The organism is Pseudomonas sp. SIMBA_041 (genome assembly GCF_046535095.1).
In the GTDB taxonomy this organism is placed as follows: Bacteria; Pseudomonadota; Gammaproteobacteria; order Pseudomonadales; family Pseudomonadaceae; genus Aquipseudomonas; species Aquipseudomonas mucoides.
Genome location: NZ_JAWRXJ010000006.1, coordinates 184,693 through 202,446 on the forward strand (window position 1 = coordinate 184,693; position 17,754 = coordinate 202,446).

The window sequence follows — 17,754 nt, forward strand, 5'->3', positions numbered from 1 at the left end:
AACGCATTCCCCTTGAAGGTAAGAGCGGCCCGATCCAGGTGCTATGCGCCGGCGTCAACTCGCTGATGGAAACCACCGGGGTTATTTTCGCGGACGTGGGACGCCTGTTTGGCGCCATGTCGAAGGGCGACCTGGGACAACGCATCACCCGCGACTATTCGGGTGTCTTTGGCCAGGTCAAAGACGATGCGAATGCCAGCTGTGACGCACTCTCGAACGTCATCGAGGATGTCAGTCGTGTCTTCAGCGGGCTTGCCAATGGCGACCTCGGACAGCGCATCACGCGAGAGTCGACCGGGATCTTCACTCAGGTCAAAGACGATGCAAATTCCACGGCGGAGAAGCTGACCACGATTATCGAGGATGTCAGTGCCGCGGCGGACGCGTTGGTTACCGCCTCCGAACAGGTCAGTGCCACCGCCCAGTCCATGAGTCAGGCCACCAGCGAACAAGCGGCCAGCGTCGAGGAAACCAGCGCGTCGATCGAGCAGATGAGCGCGAGCATCAATCAGAACACCGAAAACGCCAAGGTCACCGACGGCATGGCCAGCAAGGCCTCCAAGGAAGCCACCGAGGGTGGCGAATCGGTACAGCAGACAGTCGCCGCGATGAAACAGATCGCCCAGCGCATCGGCATCATCGACGACATTGCCTACCAGACCAACCTGTTGGCGCTTAACGCCGCCATCGAGGCCGCGCGGGCGGGCGAGCATGGCAAGGGCTTTGCCGTCGTCGCCGCCGAGGTGCGCAAACTCGCCGAGCGCAGCCAGGTGGCGGCCCAGGAGATCGGCCAGTTGTCCTCCAGTAGCGTGGAGATGGCCGAGAAGGCCGGCAAATTGCTCAACGAAATGCTGCCCTCGATCAACAAGACCTCAGACCTGGTGCAGGAGATCAGCGCAGCGTCGGAAGAACAATCTTCCGGGGTGGCGCAGATCAACACGGCCATGAACCAACTGAACCAGATCACCCAGCAGAATGCCTCCAGCAGTGAGGAACTGGCCGCCACCGCCGAGGAGATGAGCAGCCAGGCCGAACAACTGCAACAGGCGATGAGCTTCTTTGCCCGGGAGTCCGATGTCAGCGACAGCCTGCACAAGGCCGTCGCGCACAGGACGCTGTCGGGCAAAAAACCGCCACAACCTCCCAAGCACCTGCCCCACCGGGCGGCCACTCACTACGCGACCAGCAGCGTCGCAGAAGCCGAATTCACTCGGTTTTAACGGGAGGTCAGCATGGGTGCTCTGATTACTACCAATCGACCCGAGGCCCTCCACCAGGAGGAAGCGCAGTACCTGACTTTCCTCCTGGGCGGCGAGATGTTTGCCATCGGCATTCTCGGGATCAAGGAGATCCTCGAGTACGGCAACATTACCAGCGTACCGATGATGCCCGCCTTCGTTCGTGGGGTGATCAACCTGCGTGGCGCGGTGGTGCCGGTGGTGGACCTGTCGGCGCGGTTCGGCCGGCAAAAGTCCGATATTACCCGGCGCTCGTGCATCGTCATTATCGAGGCCGACTCGGACGCCGGCACTCAGGATGTGGGGCTGATGGTGGATGCGGTCTCGGCGGTCCTGGAAATCCCCGCCAGCGAGATCGAACCGGCACCCAGCTTCGGTGCGCGGATACGGTCCGACTTCATCAGTGGCATGGCCAAGGTGGCGGGTAAATTCGTCATCGTCCTCAATGCCGACCGCGTGCTGTCGGTCGACGAGATGGCAAGGTTATCCGAAGTCGGCGCACTGACGGACGCCGTGTCGGGCTAGCGGCCCGGCCGGCTGATCATCGATTCTGGTCGAGGCGCCTGGTGCGCCTCGGCCTTGATCGATTGTGCATTGCAACGTCGTTCCTGGACCTGGCAAGGATGTTTGATCGTGAATGCAGAAGCGCTCAAGGATAGCGAGTTCAAGCAGTTCCAAAGCTGGCTGTATCGTGCCGCCGGCATCAACCTGAGCCCCGCGAAAAAAGCACTGGTTGCCGGGCGCTTGTCCAAACGTTTGAAGCACCATCAACTGAACAGCTACGGCGACTATTTCCAGATGATCATGGGCCATGGGGCCACTGCGGAACTGCAGATAGCCCTGGACTTGCTCACCACCAACGAAACCTATTTCTTCCGCGAACCCAAGCATTTCGATTTCCTGCGCCAGCAGGTTTTACCCAAGGCCGCTCCGGGCAAAACCTTCCGTCTGTGGAGCGCAGCCAGCTCTTCCGGCGAGGAACCCTACAGCCTGGCCATGACCCTGGCCGATGGCCTGGGCAGCACCCCTTGGGAAATCATCGGTTCCGACATCAGCAGTCAGGTGCTGGCCAAGGCCCGCACAGGACACTACCCGATCGAGCGCGCCAGCCACATTGCGCACCCCTTGTTGGCCAAACATTGCCTGAAAGGGACCGGTAGCCAGGAGGGTACGTTCCTGATCGAGCGAAGCCTGCGCAGCCGGGTGCACTTCATGCCGATCAACCTCAACGAAACACTGCCGGATATCGGCGAATTCGAGGTGATTTTCCTGCGCAACGTGATGATCTATTTCGACCAGGAAACCAAGCGCAAGGTGGTCGCGCGCATGCTGCCACGGCTCAAACCCGGCGGCTATTTCATCGTCAGTCATTCGGAAAGCCTGAACGGCATTACCGATGCCTTGAAACTGATCTCACCCTCGATTTACCGCAAGCCATGAACAGGCGCCTCGGCGGCAACGAGATTTTCCTGCAGCCCGGCGAGTTCTATTTCGGCGATGCGGCCACACGTATCCGCACCCTGCTGGGTTCCTGCGTCGCCATTACCCTGTGGCACCCGGCGCGCATGATCGGGGGCATGTGTCATTACATGCTGCCGAACCGGCAGAAGCCCGGCGGGCCACTCGACGGCAAATATGCCGACGAGGCCATGGCGCTGTTTCTGCTGGAGGTGGCCCGCCACCACACGCGGCCCGAGGATTACCAGGTCAAGCTGTTCGGCGGCGGCACCATGTTCCCCGGCTACAGCGAGGAAACCAGCGTCGCCCAAAGCAATATCAACGCCGCGCGCCTGTTGGTCACGCGTCACCATTTGCGCCTGAGCGCCGAGGATTTAGGACGCAACGGGCACCGTGACGTGATCTTCGATATCAGCAGCGGCCATGTCTGGGTCCGCCGTCAAGACTTGAACGAGAGCTAAAAGCGCCTATGAAAAAAATCAAGGTTCTGCTGGTCGACGACTCTGCCGTGGTACGGCAGGTGGTGCTGGCGTTGCTGGAGCGCGAGCCGGATATCCAGGTGATTGGCGCCGCCTCCGACCCCCTCTTCGCCATGGACAAAATGGCCAAAGAGTGGCCCGATGTGATTGTGCTGGACGTGGAAATGCCACGCATGGACGGCATCACCTTCCTGAAAAAAATCATGGCCGAGCGCCCTACTCCGGTGGTGATCTGCTCAACGCTCACGGAACGAGGCGCGGAAACCACGCTCCAGGCCCTTGCCGCCGGGGCCGTGGAAATCATTACCAAGCCCAAGGCCGGCCTGAAAGGTTTTCTGGAACAATCCTCCGCCGAACTGGTGGCGGCGGTCAGGGCCGCCGCCCAGGCCAACGTCAAGCAACTGGTCAGGAACGCCGCAGCGCATACGCCGGTGGGCGCCAAATTGAATGCCGACGCCATTCTGCCGCCCTCCAGCGGCCAGGCCATGGCGCAGACCACGGAGCGGATTGTCGCCATCGGCACCTCCACCGGTGGCACCCAGGCACTGGAACGGGTGCTGACCGCACTGCCACGGGTTTGCCCGGGCATCGTCATCGTGCAGCACATGCCGGAAAAATTTACCGCCTCGTTTGCTGCGCGCTTGAACACGCTGTCGCAGATAGAAGTGCGCGAAGCGAAGAACAACGACCGAGTGATTCCCGGCCTGGCCCTGATCGCCCCCGGCGGCAAGCACATGCTGCTCAAGCGCAGCGGCGCCTACTATCACGTCGAGGTCGTCGATGGCCCACTGGTCAACCGTCATCGCCCGTCTGTGGACGTGCTGTTTCGTTCGGTGGCCAAGTTCGCCGGGAAAAATGCCACCGGCATCATCATGACCGGCATGGGCGATGACGGTGCCCGTGGCTTGAAGGAATTACATGCGACCGGGGCACGCACCTACGCTCAGGATGAAGCCAGCTGCGTGGTGTTTGGCATGCCCAAAGAGGCGATCAAACTGGGTGGAGTGGACCGGGTGATCGCCCTGGACGACATTCCCAGAGCGATCACCAATGGCAGGTAACGCGCGTCGTTGGCAGGGAATTTACTGTTGCAAGATGAACGTGCTCAGGGTGTGCAGATCATCCGGGCTTAACTGCGCAAAAGGCGGCATCGGAATGTCCCCCCATTTGCCGGTACCGCCGTGCTGAATGCTCGACGTGACCTTGGCCAAAGCCTGCGGATCGTTGGCGTACTTGGCTGCCACCTCGTGATAGGCCGGGCCTACAATCTTGTGATCGATGGCGTGGCAGGACAAACAGGCGTTGCCCTGGAGCAATGCCATGGCATCGACTTTGGCCACGGGCGCTGCCGGAGGCTGGCTTGCCGGCGGGTTCGAGGCTGCCTGCACCTCGGCATCGTTCGCATGAGCACTGCCGTAAGTGACCGCCAGGTAAGCGCCGATCACGCTCACATCCTGATCACTGATCGGCGCCCCGTACACGTGCTGCATCTTGCTCGCCTCTCCCGTCCACTGCGCCAGGGTCATGCCGGGAGGCTGGAAGTTGATGTAATCCGCGGAATGGCAGGTGGAGCATTTCTGTTGGGCCAGTTGATAACCTGGCAGCGCATTGGGTTTGAGCACTGCCGTTTCGGGCGGCAAGGTGATCGAGAGCGGCGCTGCGCCAGCCAGGCCAATCCAGCCAACCTGAGCCGCGCACAGCAAAGTGGTCATGCGTTTCATAAGTTTCATGCAGGCCCCTCAGGCGACAGTCACGTGGCTGGTTTCTATGACGTGGCGGCGGTAGCCCCCCGGGTTCCAGTCGGCTTGCAGCGGCTGCGTCTCGCCCGCACTGTTACTGGCTCGCACCATCAACTGCGTGGCGCCCTTGCTGGTAAAGGTGATCGGTAGCGTCCACTCCCGGAAGGAGAAACGGCCAAGGTCCTGACCCAGTTTGGCTTCGCGCCAGTTTTTCCCGCCGTCGATGGAAACTTCCACCTTGTTGACGCCTGCGCCGCCGTCGAATGCGATGCCCTTGAGCACCACGCTTTTATTCAGCGGCAACACATCGCCATGTTTGACGCTGGTGATAAAGCTGCGCACCGGCAGTTTGGAAATCGGCTTGGTTTGCGCCGCCGTAGTGCCGGGGGCGATGCAGAAGCAATCGTTGTCGGGTACGCGGTAACCTTTGGCCATGAAAAAACCGTCGTAGGTGCGGTCGACGACTTCGATCTCGCTCAGGTGCTTGACCCAGTACGTGCCGAAATACCCCGGCACCACCAGACGTATCGGGTAACCGTTGAGGAATGGCAGATCAGTGCCGTTCATCGACCAGGCGATCATCGGCTCACCGTCCATGGCGTGACTGATGTCCAGCGCCTTGATGAACTCCGGAGTGCTAGGCAGCACGGGCTTATCGAGCCCACGGAAGGTCACCTGTTGAGCGTCGGCTTTCACACCGGCCTTTTCCAATACTGCCTTGAGTGGGACGCCCACCCAGCGGGCATTGCCCATTGAACCGTTGCCCAATTGAGCACCGAACACGCGCGGCATCGAGAAGCCACGGCTGTTACCCGAACACTGATTGACGGCGACCACTTCTACCGGCTCGGCGAGGGCTTTCAGCTCCGCCAGGGAAAGGGACAGCGGCGTATTGACCGAGCCCTTGATCGTCAGACGGAAGGTGTCCGGATCGATGCTGGTAGGGAAATTGGCCAGGTGATAACGCACGAAAAAGGCGTCATTGGGCGTGATCGGCCCTTCATTGAAAACCGGGAACGGCGTCTCAAGGTGCGGCGGGCGAGTGGTTACCAAGGTCAACGGACGCTTTTGCGGGTATTGCACCAACGGCCGTGGGCCAGCCGCGAAGGTGACTTCTTCGGCGGCTTCGTCAGCTGGCCCGGTTTGCTCGGCAGCCTTGGCAAGACTTGCCAACGGAGAAGCCGCAAAAGCCAGGACGAAGGTATCGCGTAGCACGCGCCGGCGGCTCGGCTGGCTGTTGTCTATAAAACTGAACTTCATTCTGCGCTCTCTATAATTGTTTTACTGAGATGCAACTGACCGCTCTCCCCCGCCAGGCTTGATGGGTAAACGGGGACTCGCAGGGAAACCAGTATCGCCACGAGCACGTCGACCGCTTTTCATTTGACGTCAGTGACTTCACATTTGACGACAGGCTTGGTTGGTCAGCACCGTCGCCAGAGCGTAGTTCAGGCAATAAAAAAGGCGCCCCGAAGGACGCCTTATTCATAGTTTCATGTCTTGAGTGTTGTCAGACATGCTCACTGCTTTTCGCATGCGCGGCACGCGGCTCGCCATGCCCATGGTCAGCCTCCACCACCGGGATTTCTTTCCCGTCGCAGTCATGCAGCTTGCCTTCACTGAAGTAATCCCCTTCACGCAGCGCTGCCAGATCCTGATAGCGCAGCACTCGCTCCGTACCGGCCGCAAACACCGACTGCTGATCCGAGTTACCGGCCGTGAGGTGGTTGAAGGTCAGGTTCAGCACAATCGCCATGATCGCCGACGAGCTGATGCCCGAATGAAAAATCGTTGCGAACCAGCTTGGGAAGTGGTCGTAGAAGTTCGGAGCAGCAATCGGAATCATGCCGAAACCGATGGAGGTAGCGACGATGATCAGGTTGACGTTGTTGCGGTAATCAACTTTGGACAGCGTACGGATACCACTGGCCGCCACGGTGCCGAACAGCACGATACCGGCGCCGCCAAGGACCGACGTCGGCACGGCGGCGATGACCCGCCCCATGAAGGGCAGCAAACCGAGGATCACCAGGAACAAACCGCCCGTGGCGACCACGAAGCGGCTCTTGATTCCGGTCACCGCCACCAGCCCGACGTTCTGGGCGAAAGCGCTTTGGGTGAACGAACCGAAGATCGGCGCGATCATGCTCGACAGCATGTCGGCGCGCAGGCCGTTGCCCAGGCGTTTGGAGTCGACTTTGGTGCCGATGATTTCACCGACGGCGAGGATGTCCGCCGAGGTTTCCACCAGTGTCACCATGACCACAATGCACATCGACAGGATGGCGGCGAAGTGGAAGGTCGGCGTGCCGAAATGGAACGGCGTCGGGAAGCCGAACATCGGGCCCTGGGTGACAGACGAGAAGTCTGCCATGCCGAGGAACACCGCGATGACTGTACCGATAACCATCGCTAGCAGAATCGACAACCGGGAGATAGTCGCGCTGCCAATCTTGCTCAACAGCAGCACCAGCACCAGCGTCACCGCTGCCAGGCCAATGTTCGCCATGCTGCCGAAGTCCGGCGCATGGCTGTTGCCGCCCATGGCCCAGCGTGCCGCCACCGGCATCAGCGTCAGGCCGATGGTGGTGATCACGATGCCCGTGACCAGCGGCGGGAAGAACTTGGTGATGCGTGAGAACACCGGCGTGATCAGCAAGCCAATCAACGACGCGGCAATCACCGCCCCGAGAATCGACTGAAACCCGCCCTCCCCGCCACTGCTGACAATCGCCACCATGGTCGCGACGCCAGAGAACGACACGCCCTGTACCAGCGGCAACTGACAACCGAAAAACGGTAAACCAAGGGTCTGCAATAACGTCGCCAGCCCCCCTGCAAACAATGAAGCAGCAATCAACAAACCGATGTCCGCCGGCGAAAGCCCGGCCGCCTGACCAATGATCAAAGGCACCGCAACGATGCCGCCGTACATGGTCAGAACATGTTGCAGGCCGTAAGCCATATTCGCGCCGATCCCAAGGTTTTCATCCTCGGGCCGTTGGTGTGAAACATGGGGCGTTTTCATAGTTAGGGGGTTCCCTGGTTTTTGTTATGCGCACACTGTATGCAAGACTCAGGACAAATGTCTATAGAGTTGTATACAACTCCCCAGTCAGATTATGGACAGGTGTCCATTTCGGCCTTAAACGCAGCCAACAAATTAAAGCACCAAGGCATCAGCCTTTCAGAAACGGAGCCGGTGTTCTATGACGAGCGGGCCCTTACGTTCCAGGACCTCCACCATGATGAACAGCGGTGGATCATCATGGGAATGGATGCAAAAGGTCGCCTGTTGGTCGCTGCCTATCGAGATCCGAATTTCGTTCGAATCATTTCCGCGCGTATCGCTACCAAAAACGAGCGTCGCCGGTACATGGAGGATTGACCAATGAAAGACGAATACGACTTCAGCAATGCCAAGCGTGGCGCCATCGCCAGCAGCAAAGGCAAAACCCGAATCACCATCATGCTGGACGATGCCGTCATAGAGGCGGCTCGCTCTCTTGCCGAGAGCGAGGGCTTTGGCTATCAGACGGTGATCAATAACACCTTGCGTCAGGCGCTGCTCAATCGCCGGGAAACACCCGTTGAGCTCGATCAGCGCACGGCTGTCGGGAATGCCAGGCATTTCAAGGAAGGGATAACCCCTGGCGAACTGAAGGACCTCGAGAAAAAATTAACCGAGGTGCTCAGTGAGATTCATCGGGTGATGGCGCCTTGAACACACCGCTCTGAGGCCGCAAAAAACACGGGCTCAGCTTGGGCGAATCAATCGCTCAAGCACGGTCCTTAATACCTCGTGTTCCGGCACCCGAATCGCGAACTCGTCCTGCAGTACCCCGACCAACTCGTCCACATCCGCCACCTGCCGCCGTTCGCTTTCGCGACCGACCCGGTGTATCGCAAAGCTGCCGTTATTCAGCGTACGGCGCCAGCCGTCTCCGGTCCGGGCGACCATCAACTGCCGCGCAAACGACGACTCGGGATGGGTGGAGACGTACCAGTTGCCGACGGTGTAATCGGTATCTTCCTGGCGCTGCAGGTCGAAAATGTACATCGGCCGCCACTCGCCGCCGACGTTGGCCCGCAGGGTGTAGCCGTCTTCATGGCGTTCAATGCGATACGGTTCATGGGGGGTGAGTTGTTCAGCGTCGGTATCGAGTATCAGGGGTGCGGTGGGGACCATGCCGCCGAAGCCGACGTCAGTGATGTAGCGCACGCCGTCCAGCGTAACCAGGCTCAAGCGGTGCGTGCGCGCAGTCCACGCGCCTTCGGGTTGGCCCATTACGACACGGCCGGTAATGCCGCGAGCATCGAAGCCCAGTTCCTGGAGCAAGGCCAGAAACAGGTTGTTGAGTTCATAGCAATAACCACCGCGACCGTCGAACAGGACTTTCTGCTCGATGGACGGCAGGTCAATCAGCACCGGCTCGCCCGACAACGTGGTGAGGTTTTCGAACGCGAAGGCACCGGTGTGGCGCAGTTGCAGCTGACGCAGGGTTTCCAGGGTCGGCGCCGGTGGGGCGTCGAAACCCAGGCGCTGTAGATACAACGCAAGGTGGGTCAGGCGTGGCTCGCTCATTGCTCAGTCCTTATGCTTGGGCCGCGGATCTCTCCGCCGATGGCCGCCATGTATAAGGGATAACGCGGTGCCACTGACAATTGATTTAGCCAATCAACCCACTGGCCAACATCAATGTCGCTTGCGCGAACTCACACGAATCCACGTCGGCGCGTGATCACTGGCATGCGGCTCATTGCGCACCCAGGCATCGACACCCGCCTCTTGCAGATAAGGACTCAGCGCCGGGTTCAGCAACAGGTGATCGATACGCAGCCCGGAATTGGTCTGCCAGTGTTGGCGGAAATAATCCCAGAAAGTGTAAAGCCGATCCTTGGGATACAAATGACGCAAAGAATCAGTCCAGCCCTGATCCAGCAAGCGTTGATAACACGCGCGGCTTTGTGGTTGCAGCAACGCATCCTTGAGCCAGGAGCGTGTGTTGTAGATGTCCAGATCGGTGGGCACCACGTTGTAGTCGCCGGCCAGCACCACGGGGTGCTCGCTGCTCTGCAGATCCTTGGCATAGGCGATCAGCCGCTCGAACCACGCCAGTTTGTAATCGAATTTCGGCCCCGGCTGCGGGTTGCCATTGGGCAGATACAGACACCCCACCAGCACGCCGTGCACTGCCGCTTCCAGATAGCGACTGTGGGTGTCCGTGTCGTCACCCGGCAAACCGCGTCGACTTTCCAGCGGTTGCGCATCCCGCGCCAGAATCGCCACCCCGTTCCACGACGCCTGCCCCTGCCAGAGGGCGCCATAGCCGACCGCTTCAAGCTCGGCAACCGGAAACGCCGAGTCGACCGACTTGAGCTCCTGCAGACACGCGATGTCCGGTTTTTCCCGTTCCAGCCACGCCAACAAGTTGGGCAGGCGTGCGCGCAGGCCGTTGACATTGAAGGTAGCGATTTTCAGGTTTTTCATGGTCCGAGGCTCGCAACGGATTGGCGGTATCCGGTTGTGACCCGATTGCGTGGCGACAGTTGCCATGACCCGCGCAGCAGGCGATTAAAGGTCTCAGTAGCGCACTTGCCAATCGACGACGGCTCCCCTTGTACCTGATGCCGTGCCATGCATTCGAGGTGCTGGACTGTGTGCGGGTGCAATTCACCACCGGCGAAAACAACCAGGGGGCGGTGCGGCTTAATCTCGAGAAGAAACTGGCGGAATACGTCCCTCGATAACACCTCAAAACACTGTAGGACTGAGCCTGCTCGCGATGGCATCAGGTCTGTCAGAGCTGAGTCGGATGAAAGGACGCTATCGCGAGCAGGCTCACTCCTACAATGATTCACTCCCAACCAGGGTGTTAAGCACTGCCACTCGTCATCCAACCGGCACCAACCACCCCGCCCTTCGCACCAACATCAGGTAACGACTCAGTTTTTGGAGACGAACCATGATGACCAAAAAATTCACGTCACTGTTACTCGCTGGCTTGTTAGGCGTCGCCTCGGCAGCCACGTTTGCAGCGTCCAACGAAGGCACCCGCTCGACCGGCTCCCAGTCCGGGACCAGCAGCGGCTCGAACACGTCAACCGACCACACTCCCGGCACGCCGCCGGCCGGAAGTAACACGGACTCGGGCGGCGGCACCGGCACCGGGACTAATGGCGGCGCCAGTGGTTCGGGCTCCGGAGCAGGTGGCGGAACCGGGGCGGCGGGAGGCGGAACCGGAGGTGCCGGGGGTGGAACGGGCAGCTGAACGAATAAAAGCAGGCCATGAAGCGATTCATGGCCCGCTTTCATTACCCGTCCATTACATGCGCTTGACTGCGGGAGGGTTCCACTTGCCGTTCAACGCCTCGGGTTTCGGGCCGTACAAGCGCATGGTCAAGTTGAACGCGCCTTTGGGAGCGGGCAGCCAATTGGCCTCCAGGTCCTTGCCGGGGCTTTCGTTCTGGAAGTAGATATCCAGAGAGCCATTGGCATTGGTCTTGAACGGCATCCAGCTACTGACCGCAAAACGGTTGAGTGAATTGCCCACCTGAAACCCTTCCGGATCGTACAAGGTGATCGACCAGAAGGCGTTCACCGGTGGCACTTGATCTTTATCGAAATGCAGCACGTACTTGTTGGCCCCGTCGAGCGGCTTGCCCTGGTCATCGCCCAGGTTCAGCGGATAAATCGCGTCCTCGGGCAAGTTCGCCCCCAACCCGACCTGTGCCACGATCGCGCGCTTAAGGTAGTAGTTGCCATAGACGCCCATGGTGTCGGTGTTCATCGACCAGCCATTGACCACCCGAGCAAGGGTTGCCACTTTCCACTTCATCAGCGTCTGCGCTTCATCAGGCACCGTCTGCAGCGCAGCTTTCACGGCCGGGTCCAGCGCCTCAAAGCTGAACGATTTGCCCACTTCAATGCCGATGCGTTGCATCTGCGCCAGGATCGGCTGGTCGGTGAGATGTGGCGGATGCAATTTGAGCAGCTCGGCTGCGTAGGCAAAATATTGTGCTGCCGACATCGTATCGACCTGAATCTTCGGCGGGGTTTTCATGTCCACCGCCGGGTCGATTTTTACCGTGACCGGTTCCACTTTTTTACCCAGCTGCGACAACGGCGTCACCGTGTAGCCCGCCTGAATGCTGTGCACCGCCGCGTAGTCCGCTTCGCCGTCGGTCTTGGTACGACCGATGATCCAGACGAAAGGCGTCGGCGCCGGCAAATGGCTCAATCCGGCCGGAACCGTTCCGGTCCAGCCCGGCGGGGTTACCAGAAACTGCCTGGCCTGCGTGCCGGTCGTGCGCCAACCGGGCGAGGCAAATACGTCGCTCCACATGTCGAGCATCGGCAACAGATAAAAACGCCCCGCCGTGTCCGGCGCGGAAATCACCAATGGCTCCTTGGTCAAGTCGAGCCAGGCGATGGAATACAACGTATCGAAATTCGAGCGCACGACCCCTTTGAAATCCGCGGGCGGGTACTGCGGCACGCTCACAAACATGTTCATCGGGCCTTTACCAAACGCTTTGCCGGGTTCGATATTGGTGAACTGTTTGCGGGTGATGTCCATGGTCAGCAGCGGATAAAAATACAGGTAGGCGTCGACGCCAATGGCGTGCGCTTCTTCGGGTGTGACTTTCGGTTGAGCCTGGCTGGCCAGTGGGAAAACGGCAGCCGCCGCGAGGGTTAGAGCAACGGCTGTCAATGCTTGAGTAATCAACATTTAGGCGATCGTCCGTGCGTTGGGGAGCGCTGCCGGGTTCGGCAGGGCTTACGGAACTCTAGACGATCGATTCAGCCAGAATTGACAGGCGGACGGCCGGTTGTCGGGGTGTTGCAAGACTGAAACAACAAGGCGGGCGACTCAACGATCCGAGCGCAGCAGCGCCTCCAAGCCCCCTTCCAACGACAACACGCAGGACCGGTTACGCCCCGAATGCTTGGCCTGATACAACGCGGCATCGGCGCGTTCGATGAACACCTCAATGCTGTCGCGCCCGGTCGGTATAAATGCGTAACAGCCCAGACTGACCGTCACATAGCCCGTGGGCGAACCACTGTGGGTGATGTTCTTGTCCATGACGCTGCGGCGGATTTGCTCGGCAATCGCCAACGCGCCATGGATATCGGTGTTGGGCAGCAACACGGCGAACTCTTCACCGCCATAACGCACCGCCAGATCGGCCTTGCGATGGCAGCAACTCTTCAACGCTCGCGCCACCTCGGCCAGGCAATGGTCGCCGGCGACATGGCCGTAGGTGTCGTTGTAGCGTTTGAAGAAATCGATATCGAGCATGACCAGGCCCAATGAACTCAACTGCCGGGCCCCGCGCGCGAACTCGATGTCCAGTGCCCTTTCAAACAACCGACGATTGGCCAGGCCGGTCAGGCTATCGTGAGTGGCAATCAGCTCCAGCGCTTCTTGCGCCTTGCGTAAATCAGCCTCGATCCGCTCACCGTCGCGCACCTGATGGATGAACACCCAGCCAAACAGCCCAACCCCCAGGATCACCAGCGCCACGATGACGCTGGATTGAAACGCCGTGTCGTACCAGCCCTTGAGCACCGCGTCCCGTGAGGACGCTGCGGAAACCACCAGCGGATAACCTTCCAGTTGACGATAGCCGTACAGACGGACGATGCCGTCCACGATCGAACTGATCATCGCGTTGCCGGCCGGTGCGTTCGGCAGCAGCGTCTGAAAGATGTCGCCCTTGGCCAATGACGTGTTGATCAGCGACTCCACAAACGGCCGTCGCGCCAACAGTGTTCCGTCGGTCAGGGCCAAAAACATCGAACCCTTGTCATCGATGCTGAAGCTTTTGAAGAATTGATCGAAGTACGCCATCTTGATGCCGGCCAGCAATACGCCCTGAAACTTGCCGCTCTTGTCATTGACGCGCTTGGACACTGGAATGATCCACTCGCCATTCTGCCGACTGCGGATGGCCGGTCCGATGTGCACGACCGACGACACGTTTTGCTGGTGAAACTTGAAGTATTCACGATCGGCAACCCCCGCGCCCCGGGGCAGATCCTCGAACGACGTCACCACCCACTGCCCCTGCTTGTCGAACAGGAAAATCCCGTGCAACTGGTCCAGCGTCAGCACCCTGCGGGCAAAGGTTTTCTGCAAACGCGCCCGTTGTGCAGTGCCATAACCGTCGGTTTGAATCCAGTCCACCAGGCTGGTCAGCACCAGGTCGGCTTTCATGAAGGTGTCTTCAGCCTGCTGCGCCATGGCCCGGGTCAGGTTCGACGACGCCACTTGCGCCTCGTCCAGATCGTGGCGGCGCGACTGCTCCAGTTGCAGGTACAACAAAGCACAGAGGCACAGGCACACCGTCGCGATGAACAGCACCGAAGCTGTCAGCAGCGGTAACCGTTTCAACGCGCCGCCGGGGGCGTGATGCGGGTCGTGAAGGGGAATAGGCAAAGCTCGTCCTGTAAGGGTAAGGCGTGGGCGAAGGCCCAAAACCCTTATTTTTTGTGAGCTTAGTCTACGCCGTGGTGAGGGGCAATTGTCCTTTGGACAGACGCCGCATCGCACTGTCCAATTGTGCACGAGCACTTTGGGCATCGCCCAGGTTGCAACGCGGGCTGGTGGAGTTTTTGCGGGGAGAATTGACGGTCCTGTCGGCCTGAAAAGAATTGTCACGCTTGTATGGCTGGCATGACCCAAGGCAAGACCCGGATGGCGCTGGAGGAGCTACGATTACTCTTACATCATGACAAGGAATCGAAATGAGTAAGGCAGACGAGCTCGCCACGAAGTTGAAACAAACCGGGTCTACCCGTGCCGATCAGGCGATCGACAGCTGGCCGAGCCAGGTTTATGACCTGTATCGCCAGATCGAGGTTTGGTTGCATCCGCTGACCGAGGTGGGTTTGGTCCTGCGGCGTAACCCCACTCATGTCATCGAGAGCCGTCAGGACGGGGAAACGTTCGACTATGCCATCGACCAACTGGTAATCGAAGGTAATCGCCACACCCTGACGTTCGACCCGGTCGCCCGCTTCACCACGGATGGCGAGGGGCGCATCGAGATTCACTCCAAAGGTAAAGAACTCGCCCTGTTGCGCACAGTGGATGAGCACGGCGAGACGCATTGGTGGCTGCAGACGATTGAGCAGTCCGGTGAACAAGCCGATGCGGTGGCATTAACAGAACACATCTTGCTGACGGCAGTGCAAGACGGCCTGGAACTCTAGACCCGCGCGACATAAGGGGTCCAAGCCTAACATCCCTCTTCTTATTGCACACCCGGCCCCGACGCCACCACCGAACCCGCCGCCGCACGCAAATCCAGCGCCGGCACTGGCGCCGGCCGGTTCAGTGCCTGCAACACCGGCGCGTCATAACCATACACATCAGGCTTGAACGCCACTCGCCCGTCACTCTCCAGGTCCACCGTCCAGTACGCCAGCAACACCGGCACTTTCACGGGAAGCCGGATGTTCTCGGTCTTGCCGTTGGCCAATTGTTTTTGAATGCCGGCGCTGTTCCATTTCACCGGGTCGTTGAACAGCAGCTCCACCAGTTGCAGCGGGTTTTCGACCCGAATGCAGCCCGAGCTGGTTGCGCGGACAGTCTTGGCAAACAACTCGCGATGCGGCGTGTCGTGGAGGTAAATCGCATAGTCGTTGGGGAAGCGGATCACGACCTGGCCCAGCGAGCTATCAGGCCCGGCATCCTGACGCAGGGTCAGTCCGCGTGCATTGCTCCAGTCAACGGTCGACGGATCGAGCACATTGCCTGCTCGATCCAGTACGCGTATCCGGTTGCTGGCCAGGTAACCTGGATTGGCCTGAATTTTTGGTATCACGTCTTCCTTGAGGATCGTCGGCGGTACCGTCCAGGTCGGGTTAAAGGTGATGTAGGTAATCTGCGCCTGAAAAATCGGGGTATTGCGCGCCGTTTTACCCACCTGCACCCGGGATCGCCAGATCGGTCGGCCATCGCGGTACATCGCCACCTTGTAGCCGGCGATATCGACGATAACGAACGTGCCCTGCAGTTTATAAAGCAGCCAGCGCGCCCGCTCCATGTTCACCCGCACCTGGTCGATGCGCGCCTCAACCGGCACATTCAATGCCGCCAGGGTGGTCGCCCCCGCCATACCATCCGCGCCAAGGTACTGTTCGGTCTGATACTTCTTCACCGCCGCGGTGACGGCGCCGTCGTACTTCGTACCGCGGATCAATCGTGGGTCGAGAAAACCTGCCGCGACCATCCTCGCGCGCAACTGTGCGACAGCAGGCTCGTCCATGCCGGGTTTGAGCGAATGGTCCACCACCACTTTCGGCCAGCCACCCCGATCCCGAATACCGCGCAGTTGCGCCAACGCCTGACGCAAACTGACGTACACCGCCTCTTGTGGCGGTGCCTGGGCGAAAGCACTCGCCACGTCGTGATTATCGAGCGCAGCGAAGAAGGCGTTAATGTCGTTACGGGGATCGACGCCGTTCGAATCAAAATTCCAGTGATTGTCCAGCCGTGAAGGGTCGACCTTGCCGCGCCGTAATTGCAGCAGCGCGGTAATAAAAGTGTGGGTGGTGGCGATATCAAACGCTGCGCGCTGCTCAGTCGAGGCAGTCAGGGTTTGCACCGAGGGTTGAGTCCGGACAATTTCATCCACATGAAAATCCGCCGGGTTCAAACCGTCGGCCTGGAGGTTGTTCAAACTTTTGATCAACTGTGCGACATCGCTGTCGTTGGTCCACGCCGCGCGATAGGCACGATGGGTATAAAAATCCATGACCAGACGACTGACATCCAGCCGCCGATAGCGCTTTGAAGTGAGCAAGGGCGGGAATGCGGTTTTCAATGGCGCAAGCGACGCCTGAATCGTTTGAGCGACGTTGTCGTCCGCTGCGGCGTCCATCACGGTGTTCGGTTCAGTTACCGACTCAATCGGCGAAGTTTCGGCGACTGCTGCACCGCTGATCAGAAAGCCCATAAAAAATACGCGGCTTATGACGAATAACCTTGTTAATTGCACCATGGATAATCCTTAATCTCCCGCATTCACTCGCTAGCTTCCCACGCACTGCTAGACTCGAACTTAACATGATGAGACATCTATATGGCGCTACTACGTTTTGGCCTTCCATTGGCGGCCCTGCTACTGACTGCAATGTCCGTACCATCAGCCTACGCCGATTCGCTGGCCGCCGCCCTCGTCAAAGCAGCGCCGGGTGCCGACGCAAAAGTCATTAACCTGGCCGTCCGCGCTTCACAATGCAGCATCGCTCAAGGCGCAGCCCCTGTCCAAAGGCTTGCGATCATCGACTATTCCCTGCCCTCCACCGAACAACGGTTATGGGTGTTTGACCTTAAAAAACGCAAGCTGCTGTTCCATGAACTGGTGGCCCACGGTCGAAACAGCGGCGAGAACATGGCCGTCAACTTCTCCAATCAAAACGAAAGCTTCGCCACCAGTCTCGGCTTGTACCGGACACAGTCAAGTTATGTCGGGCAAAACGGTTACTCGTTGCGCATGGAAGGCCTGGAACCCGGTTTCAACGACAACGCCTTTGACCGGGCGATCGTGATTCACGGCGCGCCCTATGTGAATCCAATGCTGGCCCGGGTCAATGGCCGGATTGGCCGAAGCCTCGGCTGCCCGGCAGTCAGGCCGGCGATTGCGCATCGGCTGATTGATTCGATGAAAGATGGGCAGCTGTTGTTCTCTTACTATCCGGATCAGCGCTGGTTGAAAACCTCTTCGTATATCAACTGCGGCAGTGGCACGGTCGCGTCGGCGTCAAAATCCACCCTCCGCAAGTAAACACCGCGTGAACCTGTCAAAACTGTAATCCCCTCCTCA

At 59.5% G+C, this 17,754-nt stretch carries 16 protein-coding genes and 3 pseudogenes; 11 read left to right on the forward strand and 8 right to left on the reverse strand.

Going from position 1 to position 17,754, the window contains the following annotated elements; genetic code table 11:
* Positions 1–341: 341 nt before the first annotated feature.
* The 5 genes and pseudogenes from SB725_RS16375 to SB725_RS16395 form a co-directional block, all read left to right on the forward strand.
* A pseudogene (locus SB725_RS16375) lies at positions 342–1,220 on the forward strand (methyl-accepting chemotaxis protein); the annotation flags it as partial.
* Positions 1,221–1,232: 12 nt separating this feature from the next.
* Positions 1,233–1,763, forward strand: coding sequence for a chemotaxis protein CheW (locus SB725_RS16380; protein WP_410922257.1), 531 nt, complete (start codon positions 1,233–1,235; stop codon positions 1,761–1,763).
* 108 nt (positions 1,764–1,871) lie between these two features.
* Entirely contained in the window at positions 1,872–2,678 is an 807-nt protein-coding gene (locus SB725_RS16385; RefSeq protein WP_407692645.1) for a CheR family methyltransferase, read from the forward strand.
* Positions 2,675–3,194: pseudogene (locus SB725_RS16390) on the forward strand (chemotaxis protein CheD); the annotation flags it as partial. The gene SB725_RS16385 and the pseudogene SB725_RS16390, both read left to right, overlap by 4 nt.
* A complete protein-coding gene (locus tag SB725_RS16395; RefSeq protein WP_027921616.1) occupies positions 3,166–4,236 on the forward strand; it encodes a chemotaxis response regulator protein-glutamate methylesterase in 1,071 nt (356 codons plus the stop codon). The pseudogene SB725_RS16390 and the gene SB725_RS16395, both read left to right, overlap by 29 nt.
* A gap of 21 nt (positions 4,237–4,257) precedes the next feature.
* Here SB725_RS16395 and SB725_RS16400 read toward each other — a convergent pair whose 3' ends face one another.
* The 3 genes from SB725_RS16400 to SB725_RS16410 all read right to left on the reverse strand — a co-directional run bounded on the left by SB725_RS16400 (position 4,258) and on the right by SB725_RS16410 (position 7,942).
* Positions 4,258–4,905: a c-type cytochrome gene (locus SB725_RS16400; protein WP_027921617.1), complete on the reverse strand. Its 648-nt coding sequence runs from the start codon at positions 4,903–4,905 to the stop codon at positions 4,258–4,260.
* 9 nt (positions 4,906–4,914) lie between these two features.
* A complete protein-coding gene (locus SB725_RS16405) occupies positions 4,915–6,174 on the reverse strand; it encodes a molybdopterin-dependent oxidoreductase (protein ID WP_410922258.1) in 1,260 nt (419 codons plus the stop codon).
* Between the two features lie 250 nt (positions 6,175–6,424).
* Positions 6,425–7,942, reverse strand: a complete 1,518-nt coding sequence (locus SB725_RS16410; protein WP_027921619.1) for a nucleobase:cation symporter-2 family protein — start codon at positions 7,940–7,942, stop codon at positions 6,425–6,427.
* Between the two features lie 57 nt (positions 7,943–7,999).
* On the opposite strand from SB725_RS16410, the gene SB725_RS16415 reads away from it, so the two are divergent.
* Both SB725_RS16415 and SB725_RS16420 read left to right on the forward strand, forming a co-directional pair.
* Positions 8,000–8,302, forward strand: coding sequence for a BrnT family toxin (locus SB725_RS16415; RefSeq protein WP_410922259.1), 303 nt, complete (start codon positions 8,000–8,002; stop codon positions 8,300–8,302).
* Positions 8,303–8,305: 3 nt separating this feature from the next.
* Positions 8,306–8,638, forward strand: a complete 333-nt coding sequence (locus SB725_RS16420) for a BrnA antitoxin family protein (protein WP_059181223.1) — start codon at positions 8,306–8,308, stop codon at positions 8,636–8,638.
* 33 nt (positions 8,639–8,671) lie between these two features.
* On the opposite strand, the gene SB725_RS16425 is transcribed toward SB725_RS16420, so the two are convergent.
* The gene (locus tag SB725_RS16425; RefSeq protein WP_410922260.1) at positions 8,672–9,499 is read right to left on the reverse strand and encodes an arylamine N-acetyltransferase family protein; all 828 of its coding nucleotides are present in this window, start codon (positions 9,497–9,499) and stop codon (positions 8,672–8,674) included.
* A gap of 111 nt (positions 9,500–9,610) precedes the next feature.
* The gene (gene xth / locus SB725_RS16430; protein WP_027921623.1) at positions 9,611–10,405 is read right to left on the reverse strand and encodes an exodeoxyribonuclease III; all 795 of its coding nucleotides are present in this window, start codon (positions 10,403–10,405) and stop codon (positions 9,611–9,613) included.
* Positions 10,406–10,536: 131 nt separating this feature from the next.
* Here xth and SB725_RS16435 point away from each other — a divergent pair.
* Together SB725_RS16435 and SB725_RS16440 are read left to right on the forward strand one after the other, a co-directional pair.
* Positions 10,537–10,611: pseudogene (locus SB725_RS16435) on the forward strand (GNAT family N-acetyltransferase); the annotation flags it as partial.
* A 269-nt stretch (positions 10,612–10,880) separates the two neighbouring features.
* Entirely contained in the window at positions 10,881–11,186 is a 306-nt protein-coding gene (locus SB725_RS16440; RefSeq protein WP_081743874.1) for a hypothetical protein, read from the forward strand.
* A 54-nt stretch (positions 11,187–11,240) separates the two neighbouring features.
* Here the strand turns inward: SB725_RS16440 and SB725_RS16445 are convergent, their stop codons facing one another.
* Both SB725_RS16445 and SB725_RS16450 read right to left on the reverse strand, forming a co-directional pair.
* Positions 11,241–12,647, reverse strand: a complete 1,407-nt coding sequence (locus SB725_RS16445) for a DUF1254 domain-containing protein (RefSeq protein ID WP_027921625.1) — start codon at positions 12,645–12,647, stop codon at positions 11,241–11,243.
* A gap of 141 nt (positions 12,648–12,788) precedes the next feature.
* On the reverse strand, positions 12,789–14,360 hold the full coding sequence (locus SB725_RS16450) for a GGDEF domain-containing protein (RefSeq protein ID WP_027921626.1): 1,572 nt from the start codon (positions 14,358–14,360) through the stop codon (positions 12,789–12,791).
* A gap of 308 nt (positions 14,361–14,668) precedes the next feature.
* On the opposite strand from SB725_RS16450, the gene SB725_RS16455 reads away from it, so the two are divergent.
* Entirely contained in the window at positions 14,669–15,136 is a 468-nt protein-coding gene (locus SB725_RS16455; RefSeq protein WP_027921627.1) for a hypothetical protein, read from the forward strand.
* A gap of 41 nt (positions 15,137–15,177) precedes the next feature.
* Here the strand turns inward: SB725_RS16455 and SB725_RS16460 are convergent, their stop codons facing one another.
* Complete coding sequence (locus tag SB725_RS16460) at positions 15,178–16,929, reverse strand: murein L,D-transpeptidase (RefSeq protein ID WP_059181227.1); 1,752 nt, start codon at positions 16,927–16,929, stop codon at positions 15,178–15,180.
* Between the two features lie 81 nt (positions 16,930–17,010).
* Between SB725_RS16460 and SB725_RS16465 the strand changes: the two genes are divergently transcribed.
* Positions 17,011–17,715 (forward strand): murein L,D-transpeptidase catalytic domain family protein, encoded by a 705-nt coding sequence (locus tag SB725_RS16465; protein ID WP_027921629.1) that lies wholly within the window; start codon positions 17,011–17,013, stop codon positions 17,713–17,715.
* Positions 17,716–17,754: the final 39 nt, after the last annotated feature.

Excerpts from the sequence above, each read along its gene's own strand:
- SB725_RS16380 (WP_410922257.1), top strand. The coding sequence starts at position 1,233 with ATGGGTGCTCTGATTACTACCAATCGACCCGAGGCCCTCCACCAGGAG.
- SB725_RS16395 (WP_027921616.1), top strand. The coding sequence starts at position 3,166 with ATGAAAAAAATCAAGGTTCTGCTGGTCGACGACTCTGCCGTGGTACGG.
- SB725_RS16400 (WP_027921617.1), bottom strand. The coding sequence starts at position 4,905 with ATGAAACTTATGAAACGCATGACCACTTTGCTGTGCGCGGCTCAGGTT.
- SB725_RS16405 (WP_410922258.1), bottom strand. The coding sequence starts at position 6,174 with ATGAAGTTCAGTTTTATAGACAACAGCCAGCCGAGCCGCCGGCGCGTG.
- SB725_RS16410 (WP_027921619.1), bottom strand. The coding sequence starts at position 7,942 with ATGAAAACGCCCCATGTTTCACACCAACGGCCCGAGGATGAAAACCTT.
- SB725_RS16415 (WP_410922259.1), top strand. The coding sequence starts at position 8,000 with ATGTCTATAGAGTTGTATACAACTCCCCAGTCAGATTATGGACAGGTG.
- SB725_RS16420 (WP_059181223.1), top strand. The coding sequence starts at position 8,306 with ATGAAAGACGAATACGACTTCAGCAATGCCAAGCGTGGCGCCATCGCC.
- SB725_RS16425 (WP_410922260.1), bottom strand. The coding sequence starts at position 9,499 with ATGAGCGAGCCACGCCTGACCCACCTTGCGTTGTATCTACAGCGCCTG.
- xth (WP_027921623.1), bottom strand. The coding sequence starts at position 10,405 with ATGAAAAACCTGAAAATCGCTACCTTCAATGTCAACGGCCTGCGCGCA.
- SB725_RS16440 (WP_081743874.1), top strand. The coding sequence starts at position 10,881 with ATGATGACCAAAAAATTCACGTCACTGTTACTCGCTGGCTTGTTAGGC.
- SB725_RS16445 (WP_027921625.1), bottom strand. The coding sequence starts at position 12,647 with ATGTTGATTACTCAAGCATTGACAGCCGTTGCTCTAACCCTCGCGGCG.
- SB725_RS16455 (WP_027921627.1), top strand. The coding sequence starts at position 14,669 with ATGAGTAAGGCAGACGAGCTCGCCACGAAGTTGAAACAAACCGGGTCT.
- SB725_RS16460 (WP_059181227.1), bottom strand. The coding sequence starts at position 16,929 with ATGGTGCAATTAACAAGGTTATTCGTCATAAGCCGCGTATTTTTTATG.
- SB725_RS16465 (WP_027921629.1), top strand. The coding sequence starts at position 17,011 with ATGGCGCTACTACGTTTTGGCCTTCCATTGGCGGCCCTGCTACTGACT.